The following is a 19,223-nucleotide window of genomic DNA, read 5'->3' on the forward strand; positions in this document are numbered from 1 at the left end:
GGATAAGTAATGTTATTTGTCAAATATTATTTTTACAATTAAATATCATTAAATTTTAGTTATTATTTTTTTTAAAAAATAATTTAAATTTATATAATAAAATTTAGGATTTAACTTAAAAAGTTAGTTATTGAATTTTGGCATTTTTTTGATATCAGTTACTCCTGAATTCCAGAAAAAATCAATATATTCTATTACTTTTTCTACTTTTCAAACCGAAAGATCTTGATTAAATTTTTTTGCATCATAGAACATAAAATTCATATCTTTTACATTAGAAGTATTGGAATGGCAACCCTTTTTAGGACTATTTTTTGGTAGACATTTGTTTTTGATAACTAATTGGAGTTAGGTAGTTTAGAGTACTGTGAATTCTTATGTTGTTATATCAATTGATGTAATCAAATAATTCTAATTTTAATTGGATTAATGATGTAAAATTTTTATCATTAATAAATTCAATTTTGAAAGTTTTAAAAGTTGCTTCAGCAACAGCATTGTCATAAGGACATCCTTTTTTGCTTAAAGATCGAGTTATGTTGAAAGCTAATAAAAGTTTATCAATAGTTTTATTATTGAATTCATTACCGCGATCAGTATGAAATATTTCAATATCTTTTAAACAGTGATTTGATTGCATAAATGCTTGATATACTAATGATGCATCTTTTTTAACTCCAACACTATGTCCAATAATTTCGCGGTTAAATAGGTCGATTAATAGGCAAATATAGTTTCATTTACCATTAACTTGAACATAAGTTAAATCACTAACAATAACTTCATTTTTAATTCTATTATTAAAGTTGCTATTAACAAGATTGGTTATTTGACTATCATTGACTTTATTATGATAATTTTTGAATGATAATTTAGTGTATTTTGATATTAAATTATGCTTATTCATAATTTCTTTAATTTTTCTGCGTGATAAATAAATTTCTTGGTTTGCTAGTATGACTTTTAATCTTCTAGTACCATAAACTTCTTTATTTTCTTTAAAAGCACTAATAACAGCTTGTTCATAAATATTATTTTGAATTTTATTTTTTTTCTTTAAATTAAAATAATATGTTGATTTAGAGAGTTTTAAAAAATGACACATTGTGCGAATTTTATATTTAGATTTATTATTTGCAATAATCTCTACTTTCTGCCTATTATTAGTGCTGCTTGCTTTAAAATATCAATTTCCATTCGTAACTGTTTTAATTCTTTATTTGCTTGAATTAATTGTTTTTCTAAATCTGAAAGATTATCTTTAGTTTTAAAACTACCTGAATTAGTAAATTGCTTAATTCAATTGTAAGTAGCTGCTCTTGTAACATTGTATTCTTTAACAAGGCAAGATACTGATTTGCCACTTTGATATAAAGCTACTATTTGTTTTTTAAATTCATCTGAATATGAGTTAATAGTGACCATAATTATAATTCCTTTCTTTTAACTAATTTGTTCACTTGTCTATGTAATTAGTGTCCAATAAAGTGTAACCCATCCAATTTATTTAAAAATAAACCTTCAAGACCATAAACTTTTTCTATAAATGTTCCACCAACAGCGTAGTTAGTACCTATTTGTGAAAAATGTTGACCATTTAATGCTATAAAGTCTCATCCAGCTGTAACTTTTTGTTTTAATTTTTTACTAATTAATTCGGTTGCAACAGGGCCATTACATCAAGATCGATTTTGATAATAAGGAGGTTTTAATTGTACATCATGAGATTTCATAAGTTCCTCTGGGAGGGGAATATTTTGAAAAAATTGACTTCCTGCACCAACCAATGCCCCTACATCTGATAAACTGTCTCCTAAAGTATAAAAATTATTTTGAAAATTACTTGTATTATGATTTGCATTACTTAATGTTGAGATTATGTTTGTCATTAATAAAGAACATGTTGTCATTAGTTTTATTAAATTTTTCATAGTTATTTATTCTCCTTTTAATTTATTTTTAGTTTTTAATTTATTGTTTAAATAATGATATATTTTGGTATATATTTTTTAATTTAAGTTTATAATTGAAAAAAATAATATATAATAAAAAAATGTTTAATGTAATTATTTTTAAAAAATAAATATTTTTATAAGAGTTAGTTATAACTTTTAATTATTTATTTTGTAATCGATAATTTTGTGTAAAAATAATTATTAAATCTTTGATAATACTTGTTTTTTTAAATAAGTTTCTATATAATTATTAATGCTTTAAGCAATGTAGTCCCGGTAAAATTACACTGTAAGGAGAAAAAAATGCGTCAAACAACAATGAATTTCAGTAACATTGAAAAAAAGTGATATGTTATTGATGCCAGTGGTTTAATTTTAGGACGTCTTGCAACTAAAGTTGCAATGATATTGCGTGGTAAAAATAAACCTTCATTTACACCACATTTAGATTGTGGAGATTATATCATTATTATTAATGCAAACAAAATTAAATTAACAGGTAATAAATTACAAGATAAGAAGTATTATAACCATTCACAATATCCTGGTGGATTACGTGTACGTAATGCACAAAGTATGATTGCTAAAGATGCTTCTGAATTAGTAGAGATAGCGATTAAAGGTATGCTACCAAATACTACCTTAGGTCGTAAGCAATTTACACATCTTCATGTTTATAACCATGATCAACATCAACATCAAGCCCAAAACCCCGAAGTTTTAATATTAGGCCAAGAGGAGTAGACTTTTATGACAACATCTAATAAACCCGTAACTTATTCAAGTTCAGGCGGACGTAAAACGTCAACTGCCCGTGTTCATTTAAAAAATACTGGTCAATCAAAAATATTAATTAATGGTTTTGAGCCTTTAAAATATTTAGAACAAGAAATCTTAGTTCAAGATATGTTATTACCTTTAAAAGTAACTAATACGTTAGAAAACTTTGAAATTAATATCAAAGTTGAAGGTGGCGGAAGAACTGGTCAAGCTGGTGCAGCACGTTTAGCTTTATCTAATGTTTTAGTTAAGGTGTCAGAAGATTATCGAACATTATTAAGACAATTTGGATTATTAACTCGTGATGCACGTAAGAAAGAACGTAAAAAATATGGTTTAAAAGCAGCCAGAAAAGCACCACAATTTTCAAAACGTTAATATAATAAAAAAAGAGTCTGAGACTCTTTTTTTATTATTTTTATAGTATTACTAGAATTTTATATATTATTTTTGCTTATAATTTATTTTTTTATTTAAATAACTTTCTTTTTTTAATTTGTATTTCTTTAGATAAATTGGAGGTGTTTTTATTATAAACACTATATATGTGTAAAATAAGCATATCAATAATTTGTTTTAAGAATAATGTAAAATTAATTTACAAAAATTTAATAAAATTAAGGAGAGATTTTAATTTATGCCAAAAGAAATTAGAAGAAAAAGAAAATTTATTGTAGGAATGGTTGGTGGGACAGTTTTGGCTGGTGGATTAATCGGGGGTATTATAGCAATTTCTGAAATATTAGTTCAAAATGAGGGGGTATATCAAGAAAAATTAAATATTTTTAATTGACCTGAATCTTATGGTGCAATATCAACTTTATTAAATATAAAAAATGATTTATATGTCGGAACTAGTAATGGTGTATATAAAATTAAAGATAATGCAAGTAATACAAAAGATAAAATAATAACACCAATTACTGGTATTAATGGTTATATTTCTAGTTTAGTTGTTACTAATGATGGAACTGTTTATGTAGCAACTTTTGCTAATGGACTTTTTAGATATTCTCCTGAACAAAATATTTTGACACAAATATCAGAAATAATAGGAGAAGTTTATAGTTTAGTAGTTATGTGCAATAATGTATATGTTGGAACAAGAACTTCTGATTGTTATGGTAAGTTTGGAATGGCAACCCTTTTTAGGACTATTTTTTGGTAGACATTTGTTTTTGATAACTAACTGGAGTTAGGTAGTTTAGAGTACTGTGAATTCTTATGTTGTTATATCAATTGATGTAATCAAATAATTCTAATTTTAATTGGATTAATGATGTAAAATTTTTATCATTAATAAATTCAATTTTGAAAGTTTTAAAAGTTGCTTCAGCAACAGCATTGTCATAAGGACATCCTTTTTTGCTTAAAGATCGAGTTATGTTGAAAGCTAATAAAAGTTTATCAATAGTTTTATTATTGAATTCATTACCGCGATCAGTATGAAATATTTCAATATCTTTTAAACAGTGATTTGATTGCATAAATGCTTGATATACTAATGATGCATCTTTTTTAACTCCAACACTATGTCCAATAATTTCGCGGTTAAATAGGTCGATTAATAGGCAAATATAGTTTCATTTACCATTAACTTGAACATAAGTTAAATCACTAACAATAACTTCATTTTTAATTCTATTATTAAAGTTTCTATTAACAAGATTGGTTATTTGACTATCATTGACTTTATTATGATAATTTTTGAATGATAATTTAGTGTATTTTGATATTAAATTATGCTTATTCATAATTTCTTTAATTTTTCTGCGTGATAAATAAATTTCTTGGTTTGCTAGTATGACTTTTAATCTTCTAGTACCATAAACTTCTTTATTTTCTTTAAAAGCACTAATAACAGCTTGTTCATAAATATTATTTTGAATTTTATTTTTTTTCTTTAAATTAAAATAATATGTTGATTTAGAGAGTTTTAAAAAATGACACATTGTGCGAATTTTATATTTAGATTTATTATTTGCAATAATCTCTACTTTCTGCCTATTATTAGTGCTGCTTGCTTTAAAATATCAATTTCCATTCGTAACTGTTTTAATTCTTTATTTGCTTGAATTAATTGTTTTTCTAAATCTGAAAGATTATCTTTAGTTTTAAAACTACCTGAATTAGTAAATTGCTTAATTCAATTGTAAGTAGCTGCTCTTGTAACATTGTATTCTTTAACAAGGCAAGATACTGATTTGCCACTTTGATATAAAGCTACTATTTGTTTTTTAAATTCATCTGAATATGAGTTAATAGTGACCATAATTATAATTCCTTTCTTTTAACTAATTTGTTCACTTGTCTATGTAATTAGTGTCCAATAAAGTGTAACCCATCCAAAAATTATGGTGAGATTTGAAGTTTAGCTGTTGTTAATAATAATTTATATGTTGGAAGTAGAGTTCAAGTTATTGATAATAAATTTTTTAAAGGTGGATTATATAAGTCATCTGATGGTGGTATTACTTTTACTGAAGTATTTGGTTGAAATAAAGATTATGGTGTTGTAGTGAGTTTATTACCTGTAGATAATAATTTATATATTGGAAGCAAAAATTATAATGATAAAACTAATCAAAATTATCAAGGGAAGTTATTTTTTAAAAGAATAAAATAAAATTATTAAAAAAATAAAAAACATTATAATAAAAATATTATAATGTTTATAGAATATTTAGTTAAAACAAACCTTAGCAAAATTAAGTTTCATTTTTAAAATATTAATAAGATAAAGTATATTAATAAAAATTAATGAACATAGTAATTATTAATTATTTCACAATTTTCGATTGCATCTCAAAAATTATTATTTTTTTCTCTTATTTTAAAAACAAAAATAATTACTATGAATAGAAATACTGTATATAGTAAGATTGGAGTGATAATTATACAAAAAATAACTCCAATTTGTAATTGAATTCAAAGATAGTAATTATCAGGAAAATGACTTAAATTACAGAAAGAACTTGCTTAAGTGCTAATAGTATAACTTAAACCAAAATGTTTTAACATTGTATATCCATCTTTAAAATTTGAATGGCATTGTTCATTATTATTGAATTTAAAATAAAAGTTACTAAATTAAATTAAGTATAGACCAGTAATTATAATTAAAACCGTGATTGCAAATAATATTATAGTTGTTAAATGTAATATTTTAACTTTTTTCATTTTGATACCTCTTTAAATATAAAAAAAACATTTTTAGATAATAAAAATAATAAGTTAAAAACTATATTATTTTATGTAAAAATGATAACAAATTTATATTGTTTTTACAATTATTGATTGTATAAGCAAAGTTTTAATTAATTATATAAATGAATAATATTAAGAAAATATTTGAATATTTTCTTAATATTATTTTGATTTATTAATTTGATTCAATATTCTACTTGCATCTAAATTAAATGGTATTACAATAATTTCATAGTGAATAATTTCGCGATTAGGGTATCCAAATTTTGTTACTATTTCTTTAAAACTTAGATGAAATAGTGTTGCTAATTCTAATGTTTCAAATGCTTTATATTTTATGTCATCACTTTGATTTGTTTTATATTTTAATAAATAAATTTCTTTGAGTTTTATTTTCATTTCATTTTTATTGCCATTCATTTTTTTACCTCTCAAACTTATATAATTTAACAAGTAAATTATATATAAATTATATCATTTTACTTAATTCATATTTAGTATTTTTTATTAAAAAATTTTAATAAATATACAATAAAAATATGATTATGAAAACGTAGGTGATTTTGCAATAATATCATCATTAATTTTTTCTATATTCTCATTCTCATTTATATCTTTTATATCATCATCATTTAGTGTTGCTTCTTTTCCTAAATTTTGATTTCATTTTTCAATTTTTAAGATATGTATTTTAATCTTTGTCATTCTCAATCCCCTCTTAATAAAAAACCTTGTATGAATAAATTATACAAAAAATTTTTTTTACTTTTAAAAATATAAATTTTTATTATAAGAATATTAAATAAAAATTAAATAAAATATTGTTATTATATATTGCAATCGTGCTTGAACAAATATATAATATCTCTGTTGCTCTTTTTGGGACTATAGCTCAGCTGGTTAGAGCGCACGCTTGATAAGCGTGAGGTCGATGGTTCAAGTCCATTTAGTCCCACCATTATATGTGAAATTATGAAATAAACAGTTTTGTTTATTTTTTTTATTATTTAAATCAAATTGAAATTATAATAAAGATATAAATCAATTGATTTATTAAGGATATAAAAAGTTATAATAAAAACCTATCATTAATCAGATATTTTAATTAGTGATAGGTTTTTAGTAATTGTTATTCAATGTCAATATCTTTAATATTATTAATTTTTTTATTTTTGAATTATAAATTAATATATAATATATCAGTATTAAGCATATTAATCATATAGTAATTATTATATTTAAGTAGTTAGGAGAATGAGTATGAAAAAACAAGAACTATTAAAACCAGTTATTAATAGTTCTTTAGTTGAAGATGATGTTAATGCTAAATCAAAAGAAAAACATAAATTTCTAAATTTTATTAAATCATATTTTAAAAACTGACGTAATCATTATAACCGTAATGTAATAGTTAATCCTGAAGATGCTCAATATGCAATTTTAATTCGTGATTTTACTAAACAGTTTAAAAAATTTAAAGCTGTTGATAATGCTATTATTAAAGTTAAAAAAGGTACTATTCATGGTTTTATTGGTCCAAATGGATCAGGCAAAACCACTACTATTAAATGTTTAATTAGCGCTATGGTTGAAACACACGGTGATTTAATTATTCATGGTAAGCGTTCATGAACAGTTGAAGCAAAAAAACAAGTTGGTTATATTCCAGAAGCTGCAAGATTTCCTAAACGAATTACTACTTATGATTATTTAATTTCAATGGGACAAATTAGCGGTTTGAAATATAAAGTTGCTAAGGAAAAGACAGAAATGATTTTAAAGGAATTAGATTTATGAAAGTTTAAAAAACGTAACCCTAATGCTTATTCTTCGGGTATGAAGAAAAAGGTGTTATTAGCACAATCACTATTAAATAATCCAGATGTCTTAATTTTAGATGAACCAGCCGCTAATCTTGATCCAACAGCGAGAACAGAATTGTTTAATGATTTAAGAAAACTTCGTGAGCAAGGTAAAACTGTTTTTATTTCATCACATATTTTATCTGAATTACAAAATTTAGCTGATGAAGTTACTGTTTTAAATTATAGTAAAGTTGTTTATACAGGATTGGTTAATAAAACTGATTCATTATATGAAATAAGTTCTAATAATGATAATAATAAATTAATGAAGTTATTAATAGATAAAAAATTTTCAGTAGATGTTAATGAAAATCGTTTATTGGTAAATATTAAAACTGAGGCACAAGTTGCAGAAGTATTAGCAATTGCTTTAAATGCTAATATTATCATTACTTATTTAAAACCATATACTGTTGATTTACAAACAATGTATGAACGAATTGTTATGGAAGCCAATGATAAAAATAAGAAGGGAGAAAAATAATGCCAATATTTTGTTATACTTTTAAAAAGATGATTGCTACTCCTTCAACTTGAATTATTTTTATTATAACTTTAATTTTTCTTGCCTTATCTTGGTCTTTAATTTCGTTATTTGTGGGTTCTGAAGCAATAAAACAATTAACTTATGATCAAGCATTAAATTTTTATGTACCACAATGAAAAGTATTATCATTCTCGGTACTTTTATCAATTATGATTTTTGTATTTATTTCAGTTAAAGCAACACAAGTTTTTCGTGATGAAATTGATGATGGTACTTTATTGATTTTAGTATCAAAACCAGTTAGTAGAACTAGAATTTGGACTGAAAAGTTATTATCTTTACAAGTGGTAATTATTTTATATTTATTTTTATCTATTTTTATTGCTAGTTTTGTCATTACTATTCCTGGCATTGGTAGTTCAACTATTTATAGTGCGGTATTTCCTTATTTATGAATTTTATTTGGTGTTGCTATTATTTTTGATTTAATTATTTCTTCAATTGCTATTTTATTTTCATTAATTTTAAATGCTAAGGCTTTAGTTGCAATTATGATTGGAATGGCTGCTTTATTCAATATTTTTGCGACATTAATTAATGGTTTAGTAACATTTGATCCTACATATTATGTTGTTTCACAGTCATTAGCAGTTTATAATAATGTAAAAGCTAAATTAGATAAAACTGATATTGATTGAATTAATGATGTATATAGAAAAAACCCAACAACTACTATTGAATCTATTCAAAAGGCTATGTTTAGTATTTACGATACATATATTAAAGAAGTTAAGTATCCAAATAATTATGATTATCAAAAAGAACAAACAATAGTATTAGCAATTAAGAATGGTAGTACTATTACTCCACCAACTACTGATGCTCCTAAAGACTTAGTTACTCATATTTACAATATTAGTAATGCTTTTCGTCAATGAAAAGAACAAAGTTTTGAAGAATTAATGACAGGTAAAAAAGTTGGACTTGATAACCTTGGTCCCAAAAGATCAAATGGTGTTGGTAGCAATGATGTTGATTATTCAGTAAATCTTATGATTACGGGTTTAAATACATCTCTTTCTCAATCACAATATGATGCTCTTAATACTAAGACCTCACAAGTTAAAGCAATGCGTTATTTAAATATTTTTTATCAATTAAAATATATTTGAGATGGAATATCGACTAAACAAGGTTCAATCTTTTCTTATCCAGGGGAGTATGCTATGACAGCAGATCCTTATTTAGTTAGTTTTAATAAAGTTAACACAAATTATGAAGTTGATACCAATAAAGCAACTAATAGTAAAATTCTTAATTTTCCAGTTTTATTGACTGTCTATGTTTTGCTTGGTATTGGTTTATTTTGTTCTTCATGATTAGTATTTAATCGTAGAGATTTTACTTAGTAGTTTAAGTATCTTTTATAAAAAATCAACATCTTTGATGTTGATTTTTTATATATTAAATTTCAAACCTCATTATTTAAATGATGTAAAATTATTATTATAATATAGAGCAAATTAATGATAAGGGTGAAATTATGAAAATTAGTGGATTTAAAATTAATAATAGAGCAAATCCACATAAAATTAGTAATTTTTTTGCTACTAAAAAATGATATTTATTAGCATTAATGATTATTATTCCAGCAGTATTGCAACAAATATTATCAGCATCAATGAATTTACTAGATAATATTATGGTTGGAGAATTAAAGGATAGTTTTATTAGTGATTTAAAGAGGCTTTTTAATAATCTGTGTATCTTTGTTTTACAAAGTTACTAATTTAGATTAATTCTGTCTTCAAATTTTATCATAAAATGAGCAATTGCTGTATTTCAATTTTGAATAGGCAATGTTCATTTTTTTGTTATATTTTCAATTGCCAAGTAAAATATTTTGAAAACTGCCATATCATTAGGAAAAACTTTTTTATTTCTGATGATTTTTCGTAATTGACTATTAACAGATTCAATAGCATTTGTAGTATAAATCACTCTTTTGATTTCTACTGGATAACTAATAAAAACCATTAAATTATCTCAATTTTTATATCAAGATTTAGTAATTTGAGGATATTGTTTATTTCATTTACTTTCAAACGATTCTAAAGCTTGCATTGCTTGTTCTTCACTACATGCACTATAAATTGGTTTTAAATCTGCAACTAGACATTTTCGATGTTTGTATGAAACATATTTTAAACTATTTCTAATTTGATGAACAATGCATAATTGATGTTCTGTTTTAGGATAAACTGATTGTATTGCTTCTGACATGCCTGTTAAATTATCACTACAAGCAATAAGAATATCATTTAAGCCACGATTTTTCATTTCTGTGAAATTAGATAATCAAAACTTAGAACCTTCATTTTCACTAATTCATAATCCTAAAACATCTTTTTTGCCTTCTAAATCAACTCCTAATGCTATATAAACTGATTTGTTAATAATCCGTTTATCTTGTCGTACTTTAACTACTATACAATCAAAATAAACAATAGGATAAATACTTTCTAATGGTCGATTTTGTCATGCTTTAACATCATCAATAACATCATCAGTAATTTGACTAATAACACTTTCACTAATATCAGCACCATGATATAACTCTTGTAATTGCATTCTAATGTCAGATAATGTCATTCCTTTTGCATACAAGGAAAGAACTTGTTGATCAAAACCATCAAATCTTCTTTGCCTTTTAGGAACTATTACAGGAGTAAAATTACTATTGCGATCTCTTGGTACATCAATTTCAATTTTACCTTGTTGAGTTATTAATTTTTTTGAACTTGTACCATTACGAGCATTTTCAGTAGTACTATGTTGATTTTTTTCATATCCTAAATAATTTTGCATTTCAGAATTCAACATTTTTTCAACTAATCTTTTTGTTAATTCTTTATATAAACCGCCAGGTTTAAAAACTGTTGTTAAATCTTCAGTATTTTCTAGTAATAAATCTACTGCTTTTGATATTGGATCATTATTATTAAAGTTATCTTTTTTAGCCATCTGTAACTCACTCTTTCTAGTCATTTAATTATATTTACTAGAATTAATTAAACATAGTTATTTTTGTAAGTTACACAGATTACTAAACATTTCCGATTTAAAGCCAATGAATAATCATATTAGGGATATTTTTACTTCATTAGGACTTTGAGATAATCGAAGTTGATGAAAAGATAATGGTTTAGAACATTTTTATCATTTGCAATATTCAGCAGGACAAATTGCTGTTTCGGGAGTTACTGCTTCTAATCAAATTTTTGTTATTATTTATGCCGTTATGGGAGGTTTTATCAACGGTGTTAGTATTTTTGGTGCTCAATTTTATGGAGCTGGAAGATATGGTTCTTTAAGACAAACAGTAAGAATTAGAATTATTTTTGGATTTTTAATTGGAGTAATAGTTATTATTTTATCTTATACAGTAGGTGAATATTTAATTTCTTATACTACTAGTCCTAGTAGTGCATTGGATAAATTTAATCAATTATGTGCTGCTAAAGGATTAACTCTTAATGATATTAATGAGTTAAAGGACATTTTAAATTATAATCATCCTTTTAGTGAAAATTCACTTATTGATTTTATGAATATTCATAATATTGATAAAAATGATCCCCAATTTGTACAAATTATTTTACGTTATTATGAATTTCATTCAGCATCTTTAGCAACAGCACAAGGTATTGATTATAATCAATGAATTGTTTTTTCTTATCCATTGTTAGGAATAAGCTTTGCTTTTGTTTCAGTATTTCGCGAAACAAAACGTGGTTATATTTCATTAATATTAACTTTTGTTTCAGTATTTATTAACTTTTTATTAAATTTATTATTAATTAATGGTATTGGTGCAGTTACAGGAATTGGAGCACGAGGTTCAGCAGTTGCTACTTTAACAGCGAGAATTGCTCAGTTGGCATTAATTAGTGGTTTTATTATATGAAAGAAATATGAATTTCAACCAAAAGTTTTGAAAATGTTTAAGATTAGGGGTGATTTATTTAAAAAAATTATAATTAAAACATGGCCATTAATGTTAAATGATTTATTATTTGCAGTTGCTACGACAATGATTATTAGATTAATTTCGCAATGAAGCTTTGAAGCATTAAGTGGTTCGGCAATTGCTTCCACGATTAATACCATGTTCTATACTTTATATATTGGATTTGGTATTGCTTCTTCGGTGTTAATTGCCAATCGTTTAGGTGCCGATGATTTGATTGGTGCTAAATATAATGCTAAACATTTAATTAGGTTAGGCTTTTTTGTATCATTATTTTTTGCTGGCTTATTAGTTTTATCTTCATTTTTTTTACCACAATTATTATTTAATGCAACAACAGAAGCCTTACGAATTTCTAGTTGAATGATGCGTGTTGATGCTATAGTTTTTAGTGCTTATACTATTTTGTATACTTGTATTTATGCATTTCGTGCTGGTGGCTTAGCAATTACTGTTTTACTTGTTGATAGTTGTTTTACTTGGTGTTTTTCAATATTAATTTTATTTATTGAGGTACATTATAGTCCTTTAGATATTGTTTATATTTATGCTATTATGCGTTCTTGTGATGTTCTTAAGATGATTATTTCTTTATTTATTTATCATCGTGGTAAATGAGTAAGAAATTTAGCAAGTAGTATGAATAAAGTATATCCAGAATCTCCACCAGTAATTGATATACCAAAAGCAAAAGATAAAGTTGATATTGCTAATTTCTAAAGATTGAAAATTTCATTAATATATAATTTAAATAAACGCCTTTTATGGCGTTTATTTAAATATGTTTAATTTTTAAAATTTTACTATTCTTGAATTACTTGGCTTTATTCTTTGCTTATAATTTTTTGTTGGAATATCATTTTCATATTTACGTAGTGTTTGTTCTCAAGGGATGTCCTTTTCTTTTTGTTTATTAATGGGGTTAGATATTTGTAGTTTTGGTTGCATTTTAGAGGTACTGAAATATCTGAATTTAAAGAATCTGTTGATGTGGATTTTGAATTAAAACTTTCATCACTACTGTTAGATAATAATTGATTTTCCAAATCACAAATTTTTTCACTAAGTTGAAATATTTCTGATTCAAATTGTTCAACCATTTGTTCATTGACTTCGACAATTGTTTCTTTTTCTTGCTGTTCTTTTTGATTTAATAAATCAATTAATAAATTATTGTTATTATTTAACAAATTATTTTTATCTTCTAATAATTTGTTTTCATGTTCAGTTATTTGATTAATATTAGTTATTAAATTTGCATATTCTGTTTGTTTTTCAATATAATTTGAATTTAAAATATTAATTTTTTGTTGATTATTTAATTTTGTTTTTTTAAATAATTCACAATTTATTTCTTCTGTTTCAATTAAATTATTAATACTTTTATTTTTATTTATTTTTCCAAATGAAAAAAGATTAATAAAAAAATTTTTAATTTTGTTAATTTTTTGTTCCTTTAATTTATAGATTTGAATATTAAATTGAAATACTTTATCTTCTATTTATTTATTTTGTTTAATTCAAAATTGAATAGTTTTTTGATAATTATTAATTTTTTTTCAATTTTCTCAGTTTTTTCAATAAGTTTTATTTTTTCTGCTTTTAAATTTAGTAGTTGTTTTTTAATTTTTTCTATAGTTTCATAATTTATTAAATAAGTTTTGTTAGTAAATAATTGCTCTTTTTTAATTGTTTTCATTTTGTCCCTCTTTTAAAATAAAAACCTATTTGTTAAAAAATAAAACAATAGGTCAAAAACTATATTTTAGATTACAAGTATTATATCTAATATTTTTTTATAAACGAAAAATTACTTTATTTTTAATATTTATTATAATAAATTATTTTAGTAATAAAATGAAATATTAAATTTTATTAAAATCAATATTTGTGATATTATTATTAATAATTTAATATATGTTCATTACTAATATAAGTATTTTTTATTTATATTAGTTTTTTATTAAATTATATTAATCAGAAGGATATTTTTCATAGATTAGAAAGAGAGAAATAAAAATGGATATTAGTAAATCTTCATTTGCTTCTTCAATGCAAGATGAAAATAATTATGTAGTGGAAATTGTTAAACCTTCATTATCAAGAAAAAAAAGTTTTCGAAAAAAATTTAAAAAAAATTTTGTAAAAAATTTACCTATAATAGCTGCCGGTACTGCTACAGTAGTAACATTAGCGGCTGGTGGAATTGATGGCTTTCAATGTTCTGATTTAGGAATAGCAGCTAGTGCAGGCACATCTGGTGCTATGATGGGTGCAGTTATTAAAGCTACGATTAAACAAAATAAACAAGAGAAAGTAGAACTAGAAGATGAGAATAATGAAAAATCAAGTATTCTTCAGAGAAAATTAGAAGAATTACAATTAGAAACAGTAAGAGCAAAAATTGTTAAAAAACAATTAGAAAGAACTAAAGTTGAACTTGAATTAGTTAAAGTAAGAGAAGAATTAGCAAAACTTAATAACATAACTAGTTTAAATATTACTTCATCACCGATCCCTCAAGAATTTAATTTAACAAAAGTAGTAAATGTAGAAACAAGTAATAATTGTTCATTATCAATTCATAAAAAAATAAGTACATATATATAAAAATGTAAATAAACAATTGAAAAGGATAAAAGATATGGAAACGCAATTACAAAATTTAAATAATTGTAATAATGAAACTGTTGTTATTGCAAAAAAAACTTTAGATAAAGAAAATAAAAAATTTTATTGAAAAACTGGTATTCAAGCTGTTATAAGTACTGCTGCTATTACTGGCTTGTTTGTAAGTGGTGTTGGGTTAGTACCAATATCTATTTTTTCTGGAAGTGTAATAATTGGTAATACACTTTCAATTTGAGCAGAAAGAAAAAGAAGAAAAAATATCAAAATATTTTACTTGGCAATTGAAAATATAACAAAAAAATGAACATTGCCTATTCAAAATTGAAATACAGCAATTGCTCATTTTATGATAAAATTTGAAAGACAGGGAAATGTTTAGTAATCTGTGTAACTTACAAAAATAACTATGTTTAATTAATTCTAGTAAATATAATTAAATGACTAGAAAATTTCATATATTAAAATCAAATTCTTGTCTATAACTTAAAGTAATTTCACCTTTATAGTCGCCAGTTCCTTCAATTATAGCACTTGTACTATTAATAGATCCTTTAATATTAAAATCATTAATAGTTAAAATACTAGCATCATAATTTATGCTTTTGATACCAATTAAAAGTTCCTCTTTGGTTGGAATTAAATTTTTTGCTAAAATTTTAATAAATCCTAGATTTTGATTTGCTATAAGTAAATTTAAGTCTTTTTTCTCTTGTGTGGTTGTAATATTTATATTTATCGTTTTTTCACCTATAAAGTTTATAGAAGTACTTAATGCAATTATTTTTATAATTAATTTTCTATTTTTAATATCAGCATCTTGTAGAGGTGTATTATTATTTTTACTAATTTTTACATCGCTTAGTTGTAAATTTGAAAATGTTTTTTTTCTTAATTTATTAATTAATTCAACTTTAAAAACTTTTACATTATTATCAAGTGTTGTAATGTCTAAGTTATCAGATAAACCTTTTAAATCTTTTTTATGTACAGGATATACTGTTCCTCCACAAGCAACTAAACTAATACTTGTTGGTGTTGCAACCATTAAAGATAATATAAATCTTGGCAGTTTTCTCATAATTATTTACCACCTTATTTTTTTCTTATTATTTTTTTTATTGTTTAAATTTTGGTAATTTATTGGGATTATCAATTTTTGAGCCAGTAGCAAAATTACTGTGTTCTATTATTTTTTTTTACATTTCATTTTGAAAGGTTTTGATTGAATGATCTTGCATTAAAAAACATTTTATTCATATTTGTTACATTAGAAGTATTTCAATTTGAAATATTTTGATTAAATGTTAAAGCATCAGCAAACATTGAATTCATATTTATTACATTTGATGTATTTCAATCTGCAAGACTTTGATTAAATGCAATAGCATTTTGAAAGATAAGACTTAAATCTGTTACTTTTGAAATGTCTCACTTTGAAATATCTTGATTGAAGACAATAGCATCTCAAAACATGTGTTTTAAAGAAGTTATTTCTGGTGGTAATTGATCTGGCACTTTTTGAATTGTTTTTGGCATTTTAACCACTTGAATTTGATTAATGATGTTTTTATAAAATCCAATTTGAACAATTTCTTTGCTATTTATATTTGATAAATCTGTTTCATTAGTTGTTATTTGTTCTCCATCTTTGTCAATGTAAATTGTGTCTTGTTGAGTTTTATTAATTATATGTGCATTTTGTTGCGAACTACTATTTAAATTAACATTATTTACATTTCCAACAGTAATTGTAATTGCTAAAATACTTAATGTTGTTAATATTTTTTTCATATTACTAACACCCTCCCTCCTTTATTTTTTGTTATTATAATTTTACATGATTTTAAAAACTAGTTATTTATGTATATATCTTTTCATATATTGTTAAGTGATAGTTTAATTATATTTATAAGATTATCTGCAACTTTCGATTTAATTTTATTTAAACTTTGATATACTAAAACATAGTAAATAGTTTATAAGCAAAAGATAGGTGAATAAATAATATTATGAGTATCGATAAAAAATACATTAGAAATTTTTCAATTATTGCTCATATTGATCATGGTAAATCAACTTTGGCTGATCGTATTTTAGAATTAACTAATGCCGTTTCAAAAAGGGAAATGAAAAATCAATTGTTAGATTCACTGGATTTAGAACGTGAACGTGGCATTACAATTAAACTAAATAGTGTACAGCTTAAATATCAATCATTAGATGGTCATACTTATTTGCTTCACTTAATTGATACTCCAGGTCATGTTGACTTTACTTATGAAGTATCGCGTAGTTTAGCAGCATGTGAGGGTGCCATTTTAGTAGTTGATGCTGCTCAGGGTATTGAAGCACAAACTTTAGCAAATGTATATTTAGCATTAGATAATGACTTAGAAATTATTCCTGTTATTAATAAAATAGATTTACCAAGTGCTGAACCAGAAAAAGTTAAAGAAGAAATTGAAAAAGTATTGGGTTTACCTGCTGATTATGCGCCTTTAATTTCTGCAAAAACAGGTATTAATATTCGCGATGTTTTAGAAGCAGTTATTAAATATATTCCTTATCCAATTGATGCTGACGATAATGAACCATTACGTGCTTTAATTTTTGATTCATTATATGATAAATATCGTGGAGTGATGGCATTTATTAGAATCAAAACTGGTGTAATTAAAGTTGGTGATAAAGTAAGAATGATGTCAACTGGTGCTGAATATGAAATTACTGAATTAGGAGTACGCACACCAAAAGAAGAAAAGAGAGAAATGTTAACAGCTGGTGAAGTTGGTTGAATTAGTGGTGCAATTAAAATAATTAGTGATATTCATGTTGGTGATACGATTACTAGTGTTATTAATCCTGCTGATGCACCATTACTAGGTTATAAAACTTTAAAACCAATGGTTTATTGTGGTTTATATCCAATTGATACTAATAAATATCAAGAATTAAAGGATGCATTATATAAAATTCAATTATCGGATGCCTCATTAATTTTTACTGCTGAAACATCACAAGCATTAGGTTTTGGTTTTCGTTGTGGTTTTTTAGGGTTATTACATATGGATGTTATTCAAGAGCGTTTAGAGCGTGAATATAATTTAGTTTTAATTTCAACAGCTCCTTCTGTAATTTATGAAGTAAATTTAACTAATGGTGAAAAGTTAATAATTGATAATCCAGCAAAATGACCAACTGTGCAAACAATTAAAAGTGTAGAAGAACCATTTGTACAAGTAACAATAATGACACCAGAACAATATGTTGGTGCATTGATGCAATTATGTCAGGATAAACGCGGAACTTATTTAGATCTAAAATATGCTGATAATTTACGAAGAACTCTTATTTATAATATGCCACTGAATGAAATTGTCATTGATTTTTTTGATAAATTAAAATCAATATCAAAAGGTTATGCTTCATTAGATTATGAGTTAATTGGTTATCAGGAAAGTAAATTAGTGAAAATGGATATTTTATTAGCAGGTAATATTGTTGATGCATTATCTGTTATTGTTCATAAGGATTTTGCTTATGATCGTGGGCGTGTTTTATGTGAAAAATTAAAAAAATTAATTCCGAAACAAAATTTTGAAGTTGCTATTCAGGCTGCTATTAATAATAAAATTATTACTCGTCAAACTGTGCAAGCAGTTAGAAAAGATGTTATTGCTAAATGTTATGGTGGTGATATTACAAGAAAAAGAAAACTTTTAGAAAAACAAAAAGAAGGAAAGAAAAAAATGAAATCGATTGGTAATGTTGAATTACCACCTGAAGCATTTCGTGCTGTTTTAAAAATAGATGAAGAAAATTAATATATATATATATATATATTTGATTTGTATTTTTCTAAATTGAATTATTTGAAAATAAAAAAATAATTGACTTAAATAGAACAATTATTTTTTTATTTTTATAAATCATATTTTTAGATTAAAATCAGATTTCTCACAATTTTATGTTAAATATATAGTATTTTTTTTAATTCTGCAATTATTTCCATTTTAATTTTGATGTAATTTTTTTGCATTTCAATATTAATTAAATTTTCTTGAGTTTTTGACTGATTATTTTCTAAATTATTTTTAATTATTGCGTGACACTCAATTTCTCTAGAGTAATTTTTAATCATATTTTTTATGTTATTAATCATTTTATATTCCCCATTTCAAAGTTTTATAAATAATTTATTTATATTTTTGATTATATCATTTTATTTATAAAAATTATAAATAAAATGATATAATTTTCTATAATAA

At 24.0% G+C, this 19,223-nt stretch carries 22 protein-coding genes and 1 tRNA gene; 11 read left to right on the top strand and 12 right to left on the bottom strand.

What is annotated here, in order from left to right; genetic code table 4:
* Positions 1–123: 123 nt before the first annotated feature.
* The 3 genes from AACK94_RS04930 to AACK94_RS04940 all read right to left on the bottom strand — a co-directional run bounded on the left by AACK94_RS04930 (position 124) and on the right by AACK94_RS04940 (position 1,931).
* Positions 124–264: a BspA family leucine-rich repeat surface protein gene (locus AACK94_RS04930; RefSeq protein WP_338975354.1), complete on the bottom strand. Its 141-nt coding sequence runs from the start codon at positions 262–264 to the stop codon at positions 124–126.
* A 43-nt stretch (positions 265–307) separates the two neighbouring features.
* Positions 308–1,425 (bottom strand): IS3 family transposase gene (locus AACK94_RS04935; protein ID WP_338975355.1). Its coding sequence is split into 2 segments (ribosomal slippage): positions 308–1,155 and positions 1,155–1,425, totalling 1,119 coding nucleotides; the frame shifts between segments, so codons are not numbered across the junction.
* Positions 1,426–1,472: 47 nt separating this feature from the next.
* Positions 1,473–1,931 (bottom strand): hypothetical protein, encoded by a 459-nt coding sequence (locus AACK94_RS04940; RefSeq protein WP_338975356.1) that lies wholly within the window; start codon positions 1,929–1,931, stop codon positions 1,473–1,475.
* Positions 1,932–2,258: 327 nt separating this feature from the next.
* Here AACK94_RS04940 and rplM point away from each other — a divergent pair, with 327 nt between their 5' ends.
* The 3 genes from rplM to AACK94_RS04955 all read left to right on the top strand — a co-directional run bounded on the left by rplM (position 2,259) and on the right by AACK94_RS04955 (position 3,903).
* Positions 2,259–2,699: a 50S ribosomal protein L13 gene (gene rplM / locus AACK94_RS04945; RefSeq protein ID WP_252319876.1), complete on the top strand. Its 441-nt coding sequence runs from the start codon at positions 2,259–2,261 to the stop codon at positions 2,697–2,699.
* Between the two features lie 6 nt (positions 2,700–2,705).
* Complete coding sequence (gene rpsI, locus AACK94_RS04950) at positions 2,706–3,113, top strand: 30S ribosomal protein S9 (protein WP_281748548.1); 408 nt, start codon at positions 2,706–2,708, stop codon at positions 3,111–3,113.
* A gap of 259 nt (positions 3,114–3,372) precedes the next feature.
* Complete coding sequence (locus AACK94_RS04955) at positions 3,373–3,903, top strand: hypothetical protein (protein WP_338975357.1); 531 nt, start codon at positions 3,373–3,375, stop codon at positions 3,901–3,903.
* On the opposite strand, the gene AACK94_RS04960 is transcribed toward AACK94_RS04955, so the two are convergent.
* From AACK94_RS04960 to AACK94_RS04970, 3 genes are all read right to left on the bottom strand, one after another.
* Positions 3,890–5,007 (bottom strand): IS3 family transposase gene (locus AACK94_RS04960; RefSeq protein WP_338975221.1). Its coding sequence is split into 2 segments (ribosomal slippage): positions 3,890–4,737 and positions 4,737–5,007, totalling 1,119 coding nucleotides; the frame shifts between segments, so codons are not numbered across the junction. The two genes, AACK94_RS04955 and AACK94_RS04960, sit on opposite strands and share 14 nt — an antisense overlap.
* A 1,097-nt stretch (positions 5,008–6,104) precedes the next feature.
* Positions 6,105–6,362: a hypothetical protein gene (locus AACK94_RS04965; protein WP_281748997.1), complete on the bottom strand. Its 258-nt coding sequence runs from the start codon at positions 6,360–6,362 to the stop codon at positions 6,105–6,107.
* 123 nt (positions 6,363–6,485) lie between these two features.
* On the bottom strand, positions 6,486–6,647 hold the full coding sequence (locus AACK94_RS04970) for a hypothetical protein (protein ID WP_252319474.1): 162 nt from the start codon (positions 6,645–6,647) through the stop codon (positions 6,486–6,488).
* 176 nt (positions 6,648–6,823) lie between these two features.
* On the opposite strand from AACK94_RS04970, the gene AACK94_RS04975 reads away from it, so the two are divergent.
* The 4 genes from AACK94_RS04975 (at position 6,824) to AACK94_RS04990 (ending at position 10,083) form a co-directional block, all read left to right on the top strand.
* A tRNA-Ile gene (locus tag AACK94_RS04975) sits at positions 6,824–6,900 on the top strand.
* Between the two features lie 302 nt (positions 6,901–7,202).
* Positions 7,203–8,291 (top strand): ABC transporter ATP-binding protein, encoded by a 1,089-nt coding sequence (locus tag AACK94_RS04980; protein ID WP_338975358.1) that lies wholly within the window; start codon positions 7,203–7,205, stop codon positions 8,289–8,291.
* A complete protein-coding gene (locus AACK94_RS04985; RefSeq protein WP_338975359.1) occupies positions 8,291–9,703 on the top strand; it encodes an ABC transporter permease in 1,413 nt (470 codons plus the stop codon). The genes AACK94_RS04980 and AACK94_RS04985 overlap by 1 nt, the downstream gene beginning before the upstream one ends.
* Before the next feature lie 134 nt (positions 9,704–9,837).
* Positions 9,838–10,083 (top strand): hypothetical protein, encoded by a 246-nt coding sequence (locus tag AACK94_RS04990; RefSeq protein WP_338975360.1) that lies wholly within the window; start codon positions 9,838–9,840, stop codon positions 10,081–10,083.
* Here the strand turns inward: AACK94_RS04990 and AACK94_RS04995 are convergent.
* Positions 10,080–11,318: an IS256 family transposase gene (locus AACK94_RS04995; protein ID WP_338976314.1), complete on the bottom strand. Its 1,239-nt coding sequence runs from the start codon at positions 11,316–11,318 to the stop codon at positions 10,080–10,082. The two genes, AACK94_RS04990 and AACK94_RS04995, sit on opposite strands and share 4 nt — an antisense overlap.
* A gap of 106 nt (positions 11,319–11,424) precedes the next feature.
* Here AACK94_RS04995 and AACK94_RS05000 point away from each other — a divergent pair, with 106 nt between their 5' ends.
* Complete coding sequence (locus AACK94_RS05000; RefSeq protein WP_338975362.1) at positions 11,425–13,044, top strand: MATE family efflux transporter; 1,620 nt, start codon at positions 11,425–11,427, stop codon at positions 13,042–13,044.
* Between the two features lie 104 nt (positions 13,045–13,148).
* Here AACK94_RS05000 and AACK94_RS05005 read toward each other — a convergent pair whose 3' ends face one another.
* The gene (locus AACK94_RS05005; RefSeq protein ID WP_338975363.1) at positions 13,149–13,514 is read right to left on the bottom strand and encodes a hypothetical protein; all 366 of its coding nucleotides are present in this window, start codon (positions 13,512–13,514) and stop codon (positions 13,149–13,151) included.
* A 308-nt stretch (positions 13,515–13,822) separates the two neighbouring features.
* Positions 13,823–14,023, bottom strand: coding sequence for a hypothetical protein (locus tag AACK94_RS05010; RefSeq protein WP_338975364.1), 201 nt, complete (start codon positions 14,021–14,023; stop codon positions 13,823–13,825).
* 320 nt (positions 14,024–14,343) lie between these two features.
* Between AACK94_RS05010 and AACK94_RS05015 the strand changes: the two genes are divergently transcribed.
* Both AACK94_RS05015 and AACK94_RS05020 read left to right on the top strand, forming a co-directional pair.
* Positions 14,344–14,934, top strand: a complete 591-nt coding sequence (locus AACK94_RS05015; RefSeq protein ID WP_338975365.1) for a hypothetical protein — start codon at positions 14,344–14,346, stop codon at positions 14,932–14,934.
* A 34-nt stretch (positions 14,935–14,968) separates the two neighbouring features.
* The gene (locus AACK94_RS05020) at positions 14,969–15,334 is read left to right on the top strand and encodes a hypothetical protein (protein WP_338975366.1); all 366 of its coding nucleotides are present in this window, start codon (positions 14,969–14,971) and stop codon (positions 15,332–15,334) included.
* Positions 15,335–15,388: 54 nt separating this feature from the next.
* On the opposite strand, the gene AACK94_RS05025 is transcribed toward AACK94_RS05020, so the two are convergent.
* Positions 15,389–16,033 (bottom strand): hypothetical protein, encoded by a 645-nt coding sequence (locus tag AACK94_RS05025; protein ID WP_338975367.1) that lies wholly within the window; start codon positions 16,031–16,033, stop codon positions 15,389–15,391.
* 95 nt (positions 16,034–16,128) lie between these two features.
* Entirely contained in the window at positions 16,129–16,746 is a 618-nt protein-coding gene (locus tag AACK94_RS05030; RefSeq protein ID WP_338975368.1) for a BspA family leucine-rich repeat surface protein, read from the bottom strand.
* A 224-nt stretch (positions 16,747–16,970) separates the two neighbouring features.
* Between AACK94_RS05030 and lepA the strand changes: the two genes are divergently transcribed.
* Positions 16,971–18,779, top strand: a complete 1,809-nt coding sequence (gene lepA / locus AACK94_RS05035) for a translation elongation factor 4 (protein ID WP_422397406.1) — start codon at positions 16,971–16,973, stop codon at positions 18,777–18,779.
* A 146-nt stretch (positions 18,780–18,925) separates the two neighbouring features.
* On the opposite strand, the gene AACK94_RS05040 is transcribed toward lepA, so the two are convergent.
* Positions 18,926–19,117, bottom strand: a complete 192-nt coding sequence (locus AACK94_RS05040) for a hypothetical protein (protein WP_338973909.1) — start codon at positions 19,115–19,117, stop codon at positions 18,926–18,928.
* Positions 19,118–19,223: the final 106 nt, after the last annotated feature.

The organism is Spiroplasma endosymbiont of Monopis laevigella (assembly GCF_964019975.1).
GTDB classification, from domain to species: Bacteria; Bacillota_I; Bacilli_A; order Mycoplasmatales; family VBWQ01; genus Spiroplasma_E; species Spiroplasma_E ixodetis_A.